General features: G+C 50.5%; 16 protein-coding genes. 9 read left to right on the top strand and 7 right to left on the bottom strand.

The features are described from left to right. Nucleotides 1–41: 41 nt before the first annotated feature. From FEM44_RS17855 to seqA, 3 genes are all read right to left on the bottom strand, one after another. The gene (locus tag FEM44_RS17855; RefSeq protein WP_135523160.1) at nucleotides 42–536 is read right to left on the bottom strand and encodes a hypothetical protein; all 495 of its coding nucleotides are present in this window, start codon (nucleotides 534–536) and stop codon (nucleotides 42–44) included. A gap of 182 nt (nucleotides 537–718) precedes the next feature. After that, nucleotides 719–2,359 carry a phosphoglucomutase (alpha-D-glucose-1,6-bisphosphate-dependent) gene (pgm, locus tag FEM44_RS17850; protein ID WP_001297249.1) on the bottom strand — a complete coding sequence of 547 codons (1,641 nt, stop codon included), beginning with the start codon at nucleotides 2,357–2,359 and terminating at the stop codon, nucleotides 719–721. 28 nt (nucleotides 2,360–2,387) lie between these two features. Further along, nucleotides 2,388–2,933, bottom strand: a complete 546-nt coding sequence (seqA, locus tag FEM44_RS17845) for a replication initiation negative regulator SeqA (RefSeq protein WP_130209830.1) — start codon at nucleotides 2,931–2,933, stop codon at nucleotides 2,388–2,390. Nucleotides 2,934–3,117: 184 nt separating this feature from the next. Here seqA and ybfF point away from each other — a divergent pair, with 184 nt between their 5' ends. The 5 genes from ybfF to fur all read left to right on the top strand — a co-directional run bounded on the left by ybfF (nucleotide 3,118) and on the right by fur (nucleotide 5,720). After that, nucleotides 3,118–3,882, top strand: a complete 765-nt coding sequence (gene ybfF / locus FEM44_RS17840) for an esterase (protein ID WP_130215032.1) — start codon at nucleotides 3,118–3,120, stop codon at nucleotides 3,880–3,882. A gap of 139 nt (nucleotides 3,883–4,021) precedes the next feature. Next, nucleotides 4,022–4,315, top strand: coding sequence for a LexA regulated protein (ybfE, locus tag FEM44_RS17835; protein WP_064528940.1), 294 nt, complete (start codon nucleotides 4,022–4,024; stop codon nucleotides 4,313–4,315). Between the two features lie 139 nt (nucleotides 4,316–4,454). Beyond that, complete coding sequence (gene fldA, locus FEM44_RS17830; RefSeq protein WP_010346538.1) at nucleotides 4,455–4,985, top strand: flavodoxin FldA; 531 nt, start codon at nucleotides 4,455–4,457, stop codon at nucleotides 4,983–4,985. Nucleotides 4,986–5,194: 209 nt separating this feature from the next. Further along, nucleotides 5,195–5,281, top strand: a complete 87-nt coding sequence (uof, locus tag FEM44_RS17825) for a fur leader peptide (RefSeq protein WP_001695552.1) — start codon at nucleotides 5,195–5,197, stop codon at nucleotides 5,279–5,281. Further along, entirely contained in the window at nucleotides 5,274–5,720 is a 447-nt protein-coding gene (gene fur, locus FEM44_RS17820) for a ferric iron uptake transcriptional regulator (protein ID WP_000131706.1), read from the top strand. Before uof ends, fur begins: the two co-directional genes overlap by 8 nt. A gap of 256 nt (nucleotides 5,721–5,976) precedes the next feature. Here the strand turns inward: fur and chiQ are convergent, their stop codons facing one another. The 4 genes from chiQ to nagE all read right to left on the bottom strand — a co-directional run bounded on the left by chiQ (nucleotide 5,977) and on the right by nagE (nucleotide 12,347). Beyond that, complete coding sequence (gene chiQ, locus FEM44_RS17815) at nucleotides 5,977–6,303, bottom strand: ChiQ/YbfN family lipoprotein (RefSeq protein WP_000733594.1); 327 nt, start codon at nucleotides 6,301–6,303, stop codon at nucleotides 5,977–5,979. Nucleotides 6,304–6,352: 49 nt separating this feature from the next. Next, nucleotides 6,353–7,759, bottom strand: coding sequence for a chitoporin ChiP (gene chiP, locus FEM44_RS17810; RefSeq protein ID WP_089575002.1), 1,407 nt, complete (start codon nucleotides 7,757–7,759; stop codon nucleotides 6,353–6,355). A 709-nt stretch (nucleotides 7,760–8,468) separates the two neighbouring features. Continuing rightward, nucleotides 8,469–10,133 carry a glutamine--tRNA ligase gene (gene glnS / locus FEM44_RS17800; RefSeq protein WP_135523036.1) on the bottom strand — a complete coding sequence of 555 codons (1,665 nt, stop codon included), beginning with the start codon at nucleotides 10,131–10,133 and terminating at the stop codon, nucleotides 8,469–8,471. A gap of 267 nt (nucleotides 10,134–10,400) precedes the next feature. Beyond that, nucleotides 10,401–12,347, bottom strand: coding sequence for a PTS N-acetyl glucosamine transporter subunit IIABC (nagE, locus tag FEM44_RS17795; RefSeq protein ID WP_130259011.1), 1,947 nt, complete (start codon nucleotides 12,345–12,347; stop codon nucleotides 10,401–10,403). 333 nt (nucleotides 12,348–12,680) lie between these two features. Between nagE and nagB the strand changes: the two genes are divergently transcribed. From nagB to nagD, 4 genes are all read left to right on the top strand, one after another. Beyond that, the gene (gene nagB, locus FEM44_RS17790) at nucleotides 12,681–13,481 is read left to right on the top strand and encodes a glucosamine-6-phosphate deaminase (RefSeq protein ID WP_001237072.1); all 801 of its coding nucleotides are present in this window, start codon (nucleotides 12,681–12,683) and stop codon (nucleotides 13,479–13,481) included. A gap of 61 nt (nucleotides 13,482–13,542) precedes the next feature. Next, on the top strand, nucleotides 13,543–14,691 hold the full coding sequence (gene nagA / locus FEM44_RS17785; RefSeq protein WP_135523037.1) for an N-acetylglucosamine-6-phosphate deacetylase: 1,149 nt from the start codon (nucleotides 13,543–13,545) through the stop codon (nucleotides 14,689–14,691). A gap of 8 nt (nucleotides 14,692–14,699) precedes the next feature. Continuing rightward, nucleotides 14,700–15,920, top strand: a complete 1,221-nt coding sequence (gene nagC, locus FEM44_RS17780; RefSeq protein WP_135523038.1) for a DNA-binding transcriptional regulator NagC — start codon at nucleotides 14,700–14,702, stop codon at nucleotides 15,918–15,920. A gap of 47 nt (nucleotides 15,921–15,967) precedes the next feature. Further along, complete coding sequence (gene nagD, locus FEM44_RS17775; RefSeq protein ID WP_000153129.1) at nucleotides 15,968–16,720, top strand: ribonucleotide monophosphatase NagD; 753 nt, start codon at nucleotides 15,968–15,970, stop codon at nucleotides 16,718–16,720. Nucleotides 16,721–16,853: the final 133 nt, after the last annotated feature.

Genomic DNA, 16,853 nt, shown 5'->3' with positions numbered 1-16,853 from the left:
CGCTAGCGTCGCATCAGGCATTGGCACTCATATCGAAATGTTTAATGCGTATTTATCGCTTTCAACTCTTGCTGGCATTTTTCTGACTGGCAGCGTCGCAACTCAATAATCCCGACATGCATCATCGAACCAGAAAATCCGCTTTCGCTGACATAATCCTCATTAATTATCGGTCGAGTGCCAGGCTTGCCCTGACAAATCCTCATAAAAAATGAGGTGTAGCACTGCCAACCGTGATTTAAACTGGTCTTTTCTTGTGCTGACATATCATGGAGATAAGTAATTTCTTTTTCGTTTCCGGCTGACAACTGCCAGCGGCGGGTATTATCAGGTAAGTTATCGCCACGGCAATTTGTCTTACACTGGGAAGGCGCAATATTCACTGCAATGCTACCCGTTAATCCTCTGGTTTTATCTTTAGGGGTCAGTAACCAGTCACCAGCCAATGATGATTGTTCAGGTTGGGCGCATGCAGTTAGCAGTAATGTGGCGGCAATGAATGCCACTCTGACGACCAGACTCCTTTTGGTCTTCATTTGGAATTCCCTTGGGCTATTCAGTTTGTTGGCAAAGTGCGCTTTGGTCATACTGGATGCTACAAAATCGCGCAAATTCAATATATTGCACCATCCTCGTAGGCCTGATAAGCGTAGCGCATCAGGCAGTCATAAGTAAAAAAGGGCGATCTTCCGACCGCCCTTTTTCTTATTTTCTGTGATTACGCGTTTTTCAGAACTTCGCTAACAATCTCAACCGCTTCTTTCTCGATCTGCTTACGATGTTCTTCACCAAGGAAGCTTTCGCAGTAGATCTTGTATGCGTCTTCGGTGCCTGACGGACGCGCGGCGAACCAGCCGTTGTCAGTCATCACTTTCAGGCCGCCGATAGAAGCACCGTTGCCAGGCGCTGCGGTCAGGCGCGCGGTGATAGGGTCGCCTGCCAGAGTGCTGGCGCTCACCATTTCCGGAGACAGCTTAGACAGCGCCGCTTTTTGTGCGGAAGTCGCTGCTGCCTGCAAACGGTTATAGCTCGGCGCACCAAAGCGTTTCGCCAGTTCGTTGTAGTGTTCCTGCGGGTTCTTACCGGTGACTGCGGTAATTTCCGCCGCCAGCAGACACATAATGATGCCGTCTTTATCGGTCGACCACGGCGTGCCGTCGAAACGCAGGAAGGAAGCGCCTGCACTCTCTTCGCCGCCAAAGCCGAAGCTACCGTCGAACAGACCATCAACAAACCATTTGAAACCTACCGGTACTTCTACCAGCTTGCGACCCAGGTCATTGACCACACGGTCAATCATCGCAGATGAAACCAGCGTTTTACCGACGGCAACATCTTTGCCCCACTGCGGACGATGCTGGAACAGGTAGTTGATCGCCACCGCCAGGTAGTGGTTCGGGTTCATCAAACCAGCTGGAGTGACGATACCGTGACGGTCATAATCCGGGTCGTTGGCAAACGCCAGGTCAAACTTATCACGCAGCGCCAGCAGGCCCGCCATCGCACACTCAGAGGAACAGTCCATACGGATTGCGCCGTCTTTATCGAGGTGCATAAAGCGGAAGGTTTGATCGACCTGATCGTTAACAATGGTCAGGTTGAGGTTGTAATACTCGCCAATGCGCTTCCAGTATTCGATACCGGAACCGCCCAACGGATCAACACCCAGCGTCAGGCCAGCTTTCTGAATCGCTGCCATATCAACGATATCGGCCAGACCTTCTACGAACGGTTGCACCAGATCTTGCTCTTTTACATGACCAGATGCCATCGCTTCGTCGAGGGAGATACGCTTCACGCCTTTCAGGCCATCGGCCAGCAGCGCGTTGGCCCTGTCTTCCACCACTTTAGTGACGTTGGTATCAGCCGGGCCACCATTTGGCGGGTTGTACTTGATACCACCGTCTTCCGGCGGGTTATGGGACGGCGTAATCACGATACCATCTGCCAGCGGGCCACCTTTTTTATTGTGAACCAGAATGGCATTAGAGACGGCAGGTGTCGGAGTGAAGCCATTGTTTTCCTGCACAATAACGTCTACACCGTTCGCTGCCAGCACTTCCAGTACAGAAATAAACGCAGGTTCGGACAGGGCGTGAGTATCTTTACCCACATAGCAAGGGCCAGTGATGCCGTTTTTCGCCCGTTCTTCGGCAATCGCCTGAGCAATAGCCAGAATGTGCGGCTCGTTAAAGCTATGGCGCGCTGCACTGCCACGGTGACCGGAAGTACCGAATTTCACCGCGTGCTCCGCATTCCCTGCTTCTGGTTTCAGTACATAATATTGCGCCGTCAGTTGGGCGACGTTTATCAAATCACTCTGCTGTGCAGGTTGGCCTGCACGATTGTGGATTGCCATTGCTTTGTCCTTTATCTGCAACGTTGTTTTAAATTGTCCCGCAAACCTTTTCAATCAATTCCGCCGGGAATTGCATCGACTGCATGATGTGTTCAATCATGCTGCATTTACGGCCAGTGTTAGTGTTGGTGATCACCCAATACGGCGTGCCTGGCACATGTTTCGGCTTGGTCTGATTACCATTTTTCAGCAGAGTTTGCTCATCTGCTGCAAAGTAAACGCGCGTGCGACCGTGCAACGATTCCGTTGCCTCAGCAAACGCCTGGGCGTCAAGAGAATATAGTGTAGACAACAGCAGCATAAAGCGATTGACTGCTCGCTTTTGCTCTGCGTATTCATCGGAAAGCAAAAGTTCACGCATCGCGCGCACTTTGTCTTTCACCGTTTTGATCGGCTTCGCTTCGACGATAGCAGGCGACGCAATGCGAACCTCTTTCGTCACCGGAGCAACAGGCTGTGATGCGGCGGAAAATTTCAACATACGCCGTAAAATGTCGGATGCGCTCTCGCCGATATGCTTAGTGTGGCTGGCAATATAGCTGTAGAGTTCATCATCAACTTCAATCGTTTTCATCTTAATCCAGTGCGGTGTCTTAGCTGAATACAAGTCGCCAGGAGTATATGAATAAATCCCGGCAGCGGATAGCGTCAAGCCTGGCTTGCAGAAAAAATCGGATTAAACCTTATTTGTTGCAGCCCTGTGGCACAATGGTCAACATAATACCCTAACCCAACTACACGAAAAAAAGAACTTTGCCATGAAATTGAATATCCGCGCGCAATCTGCACAAAATCAGCACAATAATTCTCCCATCGTCCTCGTCCACGGGTTGTTTGGTAGCCTTGACAACCTCGGCGTGCTGGCGCGCGACCTGGTAAACGATCACAATATCATCCAGGTTGATATGCGTAACCACGGACTTTCGCCACGAGATCCACACATGAATTACCCGGCGATGGCCCAGGATCTTGTTGATACTCTGGATGCGCTGCAGATCGATAAGGCGACATTTATTGGTCACTCAATGGGGGGGAAAGCTGTGATGGCACTGACCGCGTTGGCGCCCGATCGCATCGAGAAACTGGTAGCGATAGATATCGCTCCGGTGGATTATCACGTACGCCGTCATGATGAAATTTTCGCAGCTATCAACGCGGTCAGTGGATCCGACGCGCAAACGCGCCAACAGGCCGCTGTAGTGATGCGCCAATATATTAATGAAGAGGGCGTGATTCAATTCCTGCTGAAATCTTTTGTTGACGGTGAGTGGCGTTTTAACGTGCCAGTATTATGGGATCAGTATCCACATATTGTTGGCTGGGAGAAAATTCCGGCATGGAACCACCCTGCTCTGTTTATTCCTGGCGGCAATTCCCCGTATGTTACTGAACAGTATCGTGATGATTTGCTGGCGCAATTCCCACAAGCACGGGCGCATGTCATTGCAGGCGCGGGTCATTGGGTACACGCAGAAAAACCGGATGCTGTGCTGCGGGCTATCCGTCGCTATCTTAATGATTAACGCAACTGATTAAAAACCCAGCGTCCGCGCGGCATTCCGCGCGTGGGCGTTGGCGAGATTCCTCACGCTGTTGTATTATGGCGGGCTATCCATCCGGGCAGGCGCCTGGCTGATTGTTTCCCCCGAAGTCACCAAGATCATGGCCAAAGAACAAACGGACCGTACGACATTAGATCTGTTCGCGCACGAGCGTCGACCGGGACGACCGAAAACCAATCCGCTTTCGCGCGATGAACAGCTGCGTATTAATAAACGCAACCAGCTAAAACGCGACAAAGTACGTGGCCTTAAGCGTGTCGAACTGAAGCTGAACGCGGAAGCTGTCGAGGCGCTGAACGAGCTGGCGGAGTCGCGCAATATGAGCCGTAGCGAACTGATCGAAGAGATATTGATGCAGCAACTGGCGGCGCTGCGTAATCAGGGCATCGTTTAAATATCCACTTTCGTGTAGCACAGTGTGCAGTCCTGCTCGTTTGCTGATTCCGCAAGACTGCCTGTTCTGCTATGATTGCCTTTATCCGTGGGCAATTTGCCACCCCCATTTCAATAAGTTTCAAGAGGTTATTTCACTCATGGCTATCACTGGCATCTTTTTCGGCAGCGACACCGGTAATACCGAAAATATCGCAAAAATGATTCAAAAACAGCTTGGTAAAGACGTTGCCGATGTCCATGACATTGCAAAAAGCAGCAAAGAAGATCTGGAAGCTTATGACATTCTTCTGCTGGGCATCCCAACCTGGTACTATGGCGAAGCACAGTGTGACTGGGACGACTTCTTCCCGACTCTCGAAGAGATTGATTTCAATGGTAAACTAGTTGCGCTGTTTGGCTGTGGCGACCAGGAAGATTACGCAGAATATTTCTGCGACGCCTTAGGCACCATTCGTGACATCATTGAACCGCGCGGCGCGACCATCGTCGGTCACTGGCCAACTGCGGGCTACCATTTCGAAGCATCAAAAGGTCTGGCGGATGATGACCACTTTGTCGGCCTGGCTATCGACGAAGACCGTCAGCCAGAACTGACCGCCGAACGTGTAGAAAAATGGGTAAAACAAATTTCTGAAGAACTGCATCTCGACGAAATTATCAATGCCTGATGTACTGCGGCGTAGACTCATGTCTACGCCGTATTAATAGATAATGCCAATCAAAATAATTGCTACAAATTTGTAACTTTTGCCGTAGTACCTGTACAATGTTCCAGTATTGAAGTGGCCTTGCCGATGTAAATGTAAGCTAAGCCACGTTTTTATTAACAATATTTGCCAGGGACTTGTGGTTTTCATTTAGGCGTGGCAATTCTATAATGATACGCATTATCTCAAGAGCAAATTCTGTCACTTCTCCTAATGAAGTGAACCGCTTAGTAACAGGACAGATTCCGCATGACTGATAACAATACCGCCCTAAAGAAAGCTGGCCTGAAAGTAACGCTTCCACGTTTAAAAATCCTGGAAGTTCTTCAGGAGCCGGACAACCATCACGTCAGTGCGGAAGATTTATACAAACGTCTGATTGATATGGGTGAAGAAATTGGTCTGGCTACGGTATATCGTGTACTGAACCAGTTTGACGACGCCGGTATCGTCACCCGCCACAATTTTGAAGGCGGCAAATCCGTATTTGAACTGACCCAGCAACATCACCACGATCACCTGATCTGCCTCGACTGCGGCAAGGTTATTGAATTTAGTGATGAATCAATCGAAGCGCGTCAGCGTGAAATTGCCGCAAAACATGGCATTCGCCTGACTAACCATAGTCTCTATCTTTACGGTCACTGTGCCGAAGGCGATTGCCGCGAAGATGAGCACGCGCACGAAGGCAAATAAGTCAGCCAGAACGAGAAAAGCCAACCTGCGGGTTGGCTTTATATTGTTGGCATAATGCGCTTTGTTCGTGCCGGATGCGGCGTGAACGCCTTATCCGGCCTACAAATCATCTCAAATTCAATATATTGCATTAAAAGATAGGCCTGATAAGCGCAGCGCATTAGGCAAACTGGCGTTTGCCATAAGTCTCAAGCCAACCTACGGGTTGGCTTTTTTATACAAGGGAAATAAGAAAAGCGAGAGTTACAGCCCTCACTTATTTGTTATTACTGCGAATTTCCTGCCAGACCTTATCACAATCGGCTTTCACAGCCTGGTCATTACCGGTTTGCGTTGCCTGGATGCACTGCTGATAATCCAGCACGCGGACGCTTTCCTGCTCGGCAAATTGCTGATGTTGTTTCTCTTTCTTCAGCACGTTTAACACGCTCTGACAGGCTTCAATTTTTTCCGGCGAACCTTGCGCGGTATTGATACAGGCGCTGTACGCCTCTTTCAGGCGGCTGTCTTCCTGTGGCGCGGTTGATTGCGCACAAGCCACCAGCCCCGATGCCATCATGGCGATGAGAATCAGTTTTTTCATAGCGAATTCCTCAAATGTGCGGCAGGCACAAAACCTGCCGCGTCGGGCATCAGAAGATGGTGAATGGTGCGATTACCATGAATTTCACGTCGCGCTCATCCTGGAAGATGTTACCGTAACCGCCGCCCCAGCTTGGGATGTCGGAGTGGTTGTCGTATTCGGTGAAGTGCAGTTTGAACAACGTGCCTTTGGCGCGACCGTCCTGAATGGTGTAGACCGCATCCAGGCTGTAAGCTGACTCTTCGATAGTCCGGTTCTTGTCGTAGTACGCATCTGGATTGCTCTGCCAGGTCGCAGGTTTAGCATCCCATGCGTAAACGTAGGAAGCGCCGATGGCAAAGCCTGGAAGATTCCAGTTTTTCAGGTCATACATCGCGCCGAAGAAGACCGCTTTTTCGCCGTTGGCGTTAAAGTCAGAACGGTTATCCCACCAGATATCCAGGCGACCGTTCGAGGAAGCGTAGGTTGGGGTCATACGTTGCAGGAAGTATCCCTGCTGACCGTCAGCTTTAACCCAGGTGCCTTCGAGGCGCAAATCCACTACGTCAGCCGCCCGGTAACCAAAGGTCAACGCCTGCAACCAGGCAGTGCCGTCGTAAAGATCGTTGACGCTGCGATCGTCAACTTTATCGCGCGTACCGTAGAATTGGTAGCTGGTGGTTAGCGGGCTACCGGCGATATCAAATTTATAGCTGGCTTTGGCAAAGTACTGATCGATATACCCTTCCGCCTGACCAAACGCCGCTTCCAGCACGAAGTTATTTTTGAAGTCGTATTTCGCACCGATGGAGTGCAGATAATCAACTTTGGTGGTTTTATCGTTCTGATAAAACTCATCCATTTCCAGATGCCACGGCGCTTTGTATTCGTTGGTCCACATGTAGGAGAAACTCAACGCACCAGCATCGCCGTAATCAAAATTCGCCCCGGCTTCCGCACCCTGATAAGTACCCGGCATAAAGCTCCAGTGCGGCGCTAACAGCGTTTGACCAGTTGGCTGAATGTAACCTGCCCTCGCCCACACCGGACCGTATTTAAATTTGGCCGCTGCTTTATACAGGCTTATACCGCTTTTGTCGCCGGACCAGTCTTCGTCATAGGCTTTATTACTTTTTGAAAACGCGATTTCGTTCGGGTGGGAGCTGTCGCCGTTTTCCGCCATTTCAATCGCCGTAAACGCGGCAATATCAAGGCCGAACATATCAGCAGCATAACCGGACTGAAAATCGAGGTTGGCATTCCAGGTGGAGTGAGAAAGGTTGGTTTTGTATTTGTCGCCGTCGGTAACATCTTTACGGTCACGTTCACGCTGCCAGTAATAGATACCACCGGTTAAGGTTGAATCGTCGATGAATCCTTCGGCGCGAGCCTCCGGCATTGCCATAAAGCCCGACATTGCTGTAACACCGGCGATAGCCAGCGCCAGCGTACTACGTTTGCCACTAAACGTACGCATGGGTTAATCCTCTTTGACGTATAAATTGCTGCACCACAGGTGAACAGCGAAAAAAATAAAAATTAAAAAAGTAGCGTTGAGAAAAGTCTCGCTGACTACAGGAATAGACTATTTTTCGCGACGCGAATTATCAATCTCTTTCTGTAACGAGAATGTAAGAACATGAGCAACCGCACATATTTTGATGATTTTTGTTACAAGGTTTAAATGTGTACCAGGCGAGCGGGTAGAAGAAAAAATATGTGGCTTTCCAGTAAGATGAAAGCGGTTACATTTAAATTAATTATAATTTGTGGTTTTAAATTTGTTAAATGAATAAATTGCGAAGCGAAATTAATTCGCGAAGAAAAGCAGAAAAAACGCCGCTGAACGCGGCGTTTTGGATTGTTTGCATGTTTCTTGCCGGATGCGGCGTAAACGCCTTATCCGGCCTACAAAAGCACGCAAATTCAATATATTGCAGAGATCACATAGGCCCGATAAGCGTAGCGCATCAGGCAATTTAGCGTTTGAAACTGTTTGTCTGTTCCTCGCCGGATGCGGCGTAAACGCCTTATCCGGCCTACAAAAGCACGCAAATTCAATATATTGCAGAGATCGGGTAGGCCTGATAAGCGTAGCGCATCAGGCAATTTAGCGTTTGAAACTGTTTGTCTGTTCCTTGCCGGATGCGGCGTAAACGCCTTATCCGGCCAGGTGTAACTTAAAATTACTCGCCTACTTTCGCCCAGGTATCACGCAGCCCAACGGTGCGGTTAAATACCGGTTTTTCCGCTGTGGAATGGCGGCTGTCGAGGCAGAAATAACCTTCACGCTCAAACTGGAATGCTTTACCTGCCACCGCATCTTTCAGAGACGGTTCAGCAAAGCCCTGTTTGATGACCAGAGAATCCTGGTTAATCACCGACAGGAAATCATCCGCAGCGCCTGGATTCGGCACACTGAACAGACGATCGTACAGGCGGATTTCAACCGGCAGCGCATGTGCCGCGCTTACCCAGTGAATAACGCCTTTAACTTTACGACCATCAGCCGGATCTTTGCTTAAGGTGTCGGCGTCATAAGTACAGAAGATGGTGGTAATATTGCCTTCGGCATCTTTCTCTACGCGCTCTGCCTTAATGACGTAAGCATTACGCAGACGCACTTCTTTACCCAGCACCAGACGCTTGTACTGCTTGTTAGCTTCTTCGCGGAAATCGGCGCGATCGATCCAAATCTCACCGCTAAACGGCACCTGACGGCTGCCCATTTCCGGTTTATTCGGATGGTTCGGCATGGTGACCATTTCGCCTTCGCCCTGATAGTTTTCGATAACCAGTTTCACCGGATCGATAACTGCCATTGCACGTGGCGCGTTCTCGTTGAGATCTTCACGAATGCAGGATTCCAGCGATGCCATCTCAATGGTGTTGTCCTGCTTGGTCACGCCAATGCGTTTGCAGAACTCACGAATAGAAGCCGCAGTGTAACCACGACGACGCAGACCGGAAATGGTCGGCATACGCGGATCATCCCAACCTTCTACGTGCTTTTCGGTGACCAGTTGGTTCAGCTTACGCTTGGACATCACGGTGTATTCCAGATTCAGGCGCGAGAATTCGTACTGGCGCGGATGAACAGGAATGGTGATGTTGTCCAGTACCCAGTCGTACAGACGGCGGTTATCCTGGAACTCCAGCGTACACAGAGAGTGCGTAATGCCTTCCAGCGCATCGCTGATGCAGTGGGTGAAGTCGTACATCGGGTAGATGCACCACTTGTTGCCGGTCTGGTGGTGTTCAGCAAATTTAATGCGGTACAGCACCGGATCGCGCATCACGATAAACGGCGAAGCCATGTCGATTTTCGCGCGCAGGCAGGCTTTACCTTCTTCAAAACCACCGGTACGCATTTTTTCGAACAGCGCCAGGTTCTCTTCAACGCTGCGGTCGCGGTACGGGCTGTTTTTACCCGGCTGCGTCAGGGTGCCACGATATTCGCGGATCTGTTCCGGCGTCAGTTCATCAACGTACGCCAGGCCTTTATTGATCAGTTCAACAGCATAGGCGTGGAGCTGATCAAAATAATCGGAGGAGTAACGGACGTTACCAGACCAGTGAAAACCTAACCACTCAACGTCGTTTTTGATCGAATCGACATATTCGATATCTTCTTTTACCGGGTTAGTGTCGTCGAAACGCAGGTTGCACTGGCCTTTATAGTCCTGGGCGATCCCGAAGTTCAGGCAGATAGATTTCGCATGGCCAATATGCAGATAGCCATTCGGCTCCGGCGGGAAACGGGTGTGTACTGTGGTGTGCTTACCACTGGCCAGATCTTCATCGATGATCTGACGAATAAAGTTAGTCGGGCGGGCTTCTGCCTCACTCATCGTGGATTCCTCAAAGCGTAAACAACGTATAACGGCGTATGATCTTATAAGCGGGACAGGCTGACAACTGTTAGTTTTTTAAAATTGATAATCTAACAAAGATTATGGGGATGATTGATGAAAAAAAAAGCGGCAGAGAAGATCTCCACCGCTTTTGCCAGTCCTGCGTCATTGTTGGATGCGACGCTTAAGCGTCTTATCCAACCTACACAGCGCTTTTGTAGGCCTGATAAGACGCGTCAAGCGTCGCATCAGGCATAAAGCAGATTACTTTTTGATTTCATACAGCGGTGTTTGACCCGCCACAACATGGCCCTGAGCTTTAATGATCAAGCCGCTGAAATCGTCGATATTGCTGCAAACCACCGGGCTAATCATCGAGCGGGCGTTAGCGTTCAGGTAATCCAGATCCATTTCCAGAATCGGTTGCCCTGCGCTTACCTGCGCGCCCTCTTCCACCAGACGTTTAAAGCCTTTACCTTCCAGCGCTACGGTGTCGATACCCATGTGGACGACGATCTCTGCGCCTTTTTCAGTTTCAAGGCAGAACGCGTGGTTGGTGTTGAAGATTTTCACGATGGTTCCCGCCGCTGGTGATACAACGATCTTATCCGTCGGTTTCACCGCCACACCGTCGCCCACAGCTTTGCTGGCGAACGCTTCGTCTGGCACCTGATCCAGTGCGACAACATCACCGGTAATTGGCGATACCAGCTCAGCGATAGACACTGCGTTTGGTACAGCCTGCGGTTTCGCTACCGGAGCGGCAGTTGCCGGAGCAGCTTCAGCAGAAGCAGCAGCTACCGGGCCACGAGCAACGACTTTCTTCATCGCATCGCCGATGGATTCTGCTTTCGCGCCGACAATCACCTGGATGGTCTGTTTGTTCAGTTTCACCACACCAGAGGCACCCAGACGTTTACACATTGCATCGTTGACGCGAGCTGAGTCAGCCACAGTCAAGCGCAGACGAGTAATACAGGCGTCAATCGCTTTTAGATTGTCACTACCACCCACTGCCGCAATGTAGTTGGTTGCCAGTTGAGTTAAGCCTTCTTCGGTATTGCTGTTCGCTTCTTCAGTAACGATCTCGTCATCTTTATCTTCACGACCTGGCGTTTTCAGGTTGAACATACGGATAACCGCACTGAACACCACAAAGTAGATAGCGAAGAAAACAACGCCCATCACCAGCAGCATCCAGACGTTCTGGCTGGCTGCTGGCAGGTTGTACATCAACGCGTAGTCGATAGCGCCCGCAGAGAAGGAGAAGCCCGCGTGGATCCCCAGCAACGTTGCCACAAACAGACTGATACCCGTCAGCAGTGCGTGCAGGAGGTACAGCAGCGGAGCAAGGAACATAAACAGGAATTCCAGCGGCTCAGTCACACCGGTCAGGAACGCGGTGATAGCAACAGAAAGCAGCATCCCGCCAACCATCGGGCGACGCTCTTTCGGTGCTGCGAAGTACATCGCCAGCGCCGCACCTGGCAGACCGAACATCATGATCGGGAAGAAGCCAGACATGAACATCCCCGCAGTGCCGTCGCCCGCATAGAAGCGGTTGATGTCACCGTGGAAAACCGTACCCGCAGAGTTGGTGAATTCACCAATCTGGAACCAGGCGATGGTGTTCAGTACCTGATGCAAACCGGTTGGGATCAGCAGACGGTTGATGAAGCCGAAGATACCGGAACCCAGCGCGCCCGCAGAAACGATCCACTCGCCGCCTGCATGAATAGCGTGCTGCACCGGTGGCCAGACGTAACCAAAAATGGCCGCCAGCACCAGACAGAAGAAGCCGGTGGCGATCGGCACAAAACGTTTGCCGCCGAAGAAGCTCAGGAAGTCCGGCAGTTTAATATCAGACCAACGGTTATAGGCTGCACCACCGACCAGACCGGTAATGATACCTGCCAGAACCCCCATGTTAATTTCTGGGTTGATGGTCACCATCGCTTTAGTTAACACAAAGTAACCAACCGCACCCGCCAACGCAGCTGCACCTGCACTGTCTTTAGACCAGCTGGAGGCCACGCCGATCGCAAAGATCAACGCCAGGTTATCAAAAATCGCGCCGCCTGCCTGGGCAATAAACGCAACATTAAGTAAATCTGGCTGGCCGAATCGCAGCAACAGTGCCGCCACCGGCAGCACCGCGATAGGGAGCTGTAACGCCCTACCGAGTCGCTGGAAAAAACCTAAAATATTCATCTTATCCCCCCTACGAGAACCCTATTTGGCTCGTTTAAAGCCGTATTTTTATTTTGCAGCAAATTGTACTGCCGATGTTCTGTAATCATATTGTTAGATCATCTGCTACAGAGTGTGTGAAAATTTAATTCGTACCGCAAATTAAACGCGCGTCTTTTGTGAGTTTTGTCACCAAATATCGTTATCATTACTCCCTTTTACTGGCTAAACCAGAAAACTTATTTTATCATTCAAAAAATCAGGTCGGATTGACGCCTGTCTGCGCAAATCCAGGTTACGCTTAAAGATGCCTAATCCGCCAACGGCTTACTTTTTACTTACTTGAGGTGAATAATGAGACTGATCCCCCTGACTACCGCTGAACAGGTCGGCAAATGGGCTGCTCGCCATATCGTTAATCGTATTAATGCGTTCAAACCGACAGCCGATCGTCCGTTTGTGCTTGGCCTGCCGACTGGCGGCACGCCGATGACCACCTATAAAGCGTTAGTCGAAATGCATAAAGCAGGCCAGGTCAGCTTTAAGCACGTTGTCACCTTCAACATGGACGAATATGTCGGTCTGCCGAAAGAGCATCCGGAAAGCTACTACAGTTTCATGCACCGTAACTTCTTCGATCACGTTGATATTCCAGCAGAAAATATCAACCTGCTCAACGGCAATGCCCCAGATATCGACGCCGAATGCCGCCAATATGAAGAAAAAATCCGCTCTTACGGCAAAATCCACCTGTTTATGGGCGGTGTAGGTAACGACGGTCACATTGCATTTAACGAACCAGCCTCTTCTCTCGCCTCTCGCACCCGTATCAAAACCCTGACACATGACACTCGCGTCGCAAACTCTCGTTTCTTTGATAACGATGTGAATCAGGTGCCAAAATATGCGCTGACCGTAGGTGTGGGTACACTGCTGGATGCCGAAGAAGTGATGATTCTGGTGCTGGGCAGCCAGAAAGCACTGGCACTGCAGGCCGCAGTTGAAGGTTGCGTTAACCACATGTGGACCATCAGCTGTCTGCAACTGCATCCGAAAGCCATCATGGTGTGTGATGAACCATCCACCATGGAGCTAAAAGTTAAGACTTTAAGATATTTCAACGAATTAGAAGCAGAAAATATCAAAGGTCTGTAATTGTTATCCCTGCCCTGACGCCTTGCTCAGGGCATTATTATTTTTGAAATCGGGGGTCGGAATGTATGCATTAACCCAGGGCCGGATTTTTACCGGTCATGAATTTCTTGATGACCATGCAGTTGTTATCGCTGATGGCCTGATTAAAAGCGTCTGCCCAGTAGCGGAACTGCCGCCAGAGATTGAACAACGTTCACTGAACGGGGCCATTCTCTCCCCCGGTTTTATTGATGTGCAGTTAAACGGCTGCGGCGGCGTACAGTTTAACGATACCGCTGAAGCAGTCAGCGTGGAAACGCTGGAAATCATGCAGAAAGCCAATGAGAAATCAGGCTGCACAAACTATTTGCCGACGCTTATCACCACCAGCGATGACCTGATGAAACAGGGCGTGCGCGTGATGCGTGAGTACCTGGCAAAACATCCGAATCAGGCATTAGGTTTACACCTGGAAGGCCCGTGGCTGAACCTGGTGAAAAAAGGCACTCATAACCCGAGCTTCGTGCGTAAACCCGATGCTGCGCTGGTTGATTTCCTGTGTGAAAACGCTGATGTGATTACTAAAGTTACCCTGGCACCGGAAATGGTTCCTGCGGAAGTCATCAGCAAACTGGCAAATGCCGGGATTGTGGTGTCTGCCGGTCACTCCAACGCGACGTTGAAAGAAGCGAAAGCCGGTTTCCGCGCGGGTATTACCTTTGCCACCCATCTGTATAACGCGATGCCGTATATTACTGGCCGTGAACCGGGGCTGGCAGGTGCAATTCTCGACGAAGCAGACATTTATTGCGGTATTATTGCCGATGGTCTGCACGTTGATTACGCCAACATTCGCAATGCCAAACGTCTGAAAGGCGACAAACTGTGTCTGGTCACTGACGCGACTGCGCCAGCAGGCGCCAATATTGAAGAGTTCATTTTTGCGGGTAAAACAATATACTACCGCAACGGACTTTGTGTGGATGAGAATGGTACGTTAAGTGGTTCATCCTTAACCATGATTGAAGGCGTGCGTAATCTGGTTGAACATTGCGGTATCGCACTGGATGAAGTGCTGCGTATGGCGACGCTCTATCCGGCTCGTGCGATTGGCGTTGAAAAACGTCTCGGCACTCTCGCCGCAGGTAAAGTGGCCAACCTGACCGCATTCACACCTGATTTTAAAATCACCAGGACCATCGTTAACGGTAACGAGGTCGTAACCCAATAAGAGAAAGTATGACACCAGGCGGACAAGCTCAGATAGGTAATGTTGATCTCGTAAAACAGCTTAACAGCGCGGCGGTTTATCGCCTGATTGACCAGCATGGGCCAATCTCGCGAATTCAGATTGCTGAGCAAAGCCAGCTTGCCCCCGCCAGCGTAACCAAAATTACGCGTCAGCTTATCGAACGCGGGCTGATCAAAGAAGTTGATCAGCAGGCCTCCACCGGGGGCCGCCGCGCTATCTCTATCGTCACCGAAACCCGCAATTTCCACGCAATCGGCGTACGTCTCGGTCGTCACGACGCCACCATCACCCTGTTTGATCTCAGCAGCAAAGTTCTGGCAGAAGAACATTACCCACTACCAGAACGTACCCAGCAGACGCTGGAACATGCCCTGCTGAATGCCATTGCTCAGTTTATTGATAACCACCAGCGCAAGCTGCGGGAGCTGATCGCCATTTCAGTGATCCTGCCCGGGCTGGTCGACCCGGACAGCGGCAAAATTCACTACATGCCGCATATTCAGGTGGAAAACTGGGGGCTGGTTGAAGCACTGGAAGAGCGTTTTAAAGTGACCTGTTTTGTCGGCCACGATATCCGCAGTCTGGCGCTGGCAGAGCACTACTTCGGTGCAAGTCAGGATTGCGAAGACTCCATTCTGGTGCGAGTTCATCGCGGAACCGGGGCAGGAATCATCTCTAACGGGCGCATTTTTATCGGTCGCAACGGCAACGTCGGTGAAATTGGTCATATTCAGGTTGAACCGCTGGGAGAACGCTGCCACTGTGGCAACTTCGGCTGCCTGGAAACTATCGCTGCCAACGCTGCCATTGAACATCGGGTGTTGAATTTATTAAAGCAGGGCTACCAGAGCCGTGTGCCACTGGACGACTGCACCATCAAAACTATCTGCAAAGCCGCGAACAAAGGCGATAGCCTGGCCTCGGAAGTAATCGAGTATGTCGGTCGTCATCTGGGCAAAACCATCGCCATTGCTATCAACTTATTTAATCCGCAAAAAATTGTTATTGCCGGTGAAATCACCGAAGCCGATAAAGTGCTACTCCCTGCTATTGAAAGCTGCATTAATACTCAGGCACTGAAGGCGTTTCGCACTAATCTGCCGGTGGTACGTTCTGAGCTGGATCACCGCTCGGCAATCGGCGCTTTTGCGCTGGTAAAACGCGCCATGCTCAACGGTATTTTGCTCCAGCATTTGCTGGAAAATTAATGTGCTTTTATAGTGGCGCTTATTGTTGTCAATATTCTGGGTAGTCCATGACCATTAAAAATGTAATTTGCGATATCGACGGCGTGCTGATGCACGATAACGTCGCCGTACCGGGTGCAGCGGAATTTTTGCACGGGATTATGGATAAAGGCCTGCCGCTGGTGTTGCTGACCAACTATCCTTCGCAGACCGGGCAAGATCTGGCGAACCGCTTTGCCACTGCCGGTGTCGATGTGCCGGACAGCGTGTTTTATACCTCCGCGATGGCAACCGCCGATTTCCTGCGTCGTCAGGAAGGTAAAAAAGCGTATGTGGTGGGCGAAGGCGCGCTGATTCATGAGCTGTACAAAGCCGGTTTCACTATTACCGATGTGAACCCTGATTTTGTGATTGTTGGCGAAACGCGTTCCTACAACTGGGACATGATGCATAAAGCGGCCTATTTCGTCGCTAATGGTGCACGCTTTATCGCCACCAACCCGGACACCCACGGGCGCGGTTTTTATCCCGCCTGTGGCGCGCTGTGCGCGGGCATTGAGAAAATCTCCGGACGTAAACCGTTCTATGTTGGTAAGCCCAGCCCGTGGATCATCCGTGCAGCATTAAACAAAATGCAGGCGCACTCGGAAGAAACGGTGATTGTCGGCGATAACCTGCGTACCGATATTCTGGCGGGCTTCCAGGCCGGTCTGGAGACGATTCTTGTGCTCTCCGGCGTTTCGTCGCTCGACGATATCGACAGTATGCCGTTCCGCCCCAGCTGGATTTATCCGTCGGTCGCTGAAATTGATGTTATCTGAATAGCAACCACGTCTCAGGGCGTGGTTGATATTGATGACAAACGCCAAACTGCCTGATGCGCTACGCTTATCAGGCCCACACAGCTCCTGCAATATATTGAATTTTCATGATTTTGTAGGCCGGATAAAGTGT

Origin of the sequence: Escherichia sp. E4742 (assembly GCF_005843885.1) — a bacterium.
In the GTDB taxonomy this organism is placed as follows: domain Bacteria; phylum Pseudomonadota; class Gammaproteobacteria; order Enterobacterales; family Enterobacteriaceae; genus Escherichia.
The sequence above is the reverse complement of the archived record's forward strand: the minus strand, read 5'-3'. Positions and strand labels throughout refer to the sequence as shown.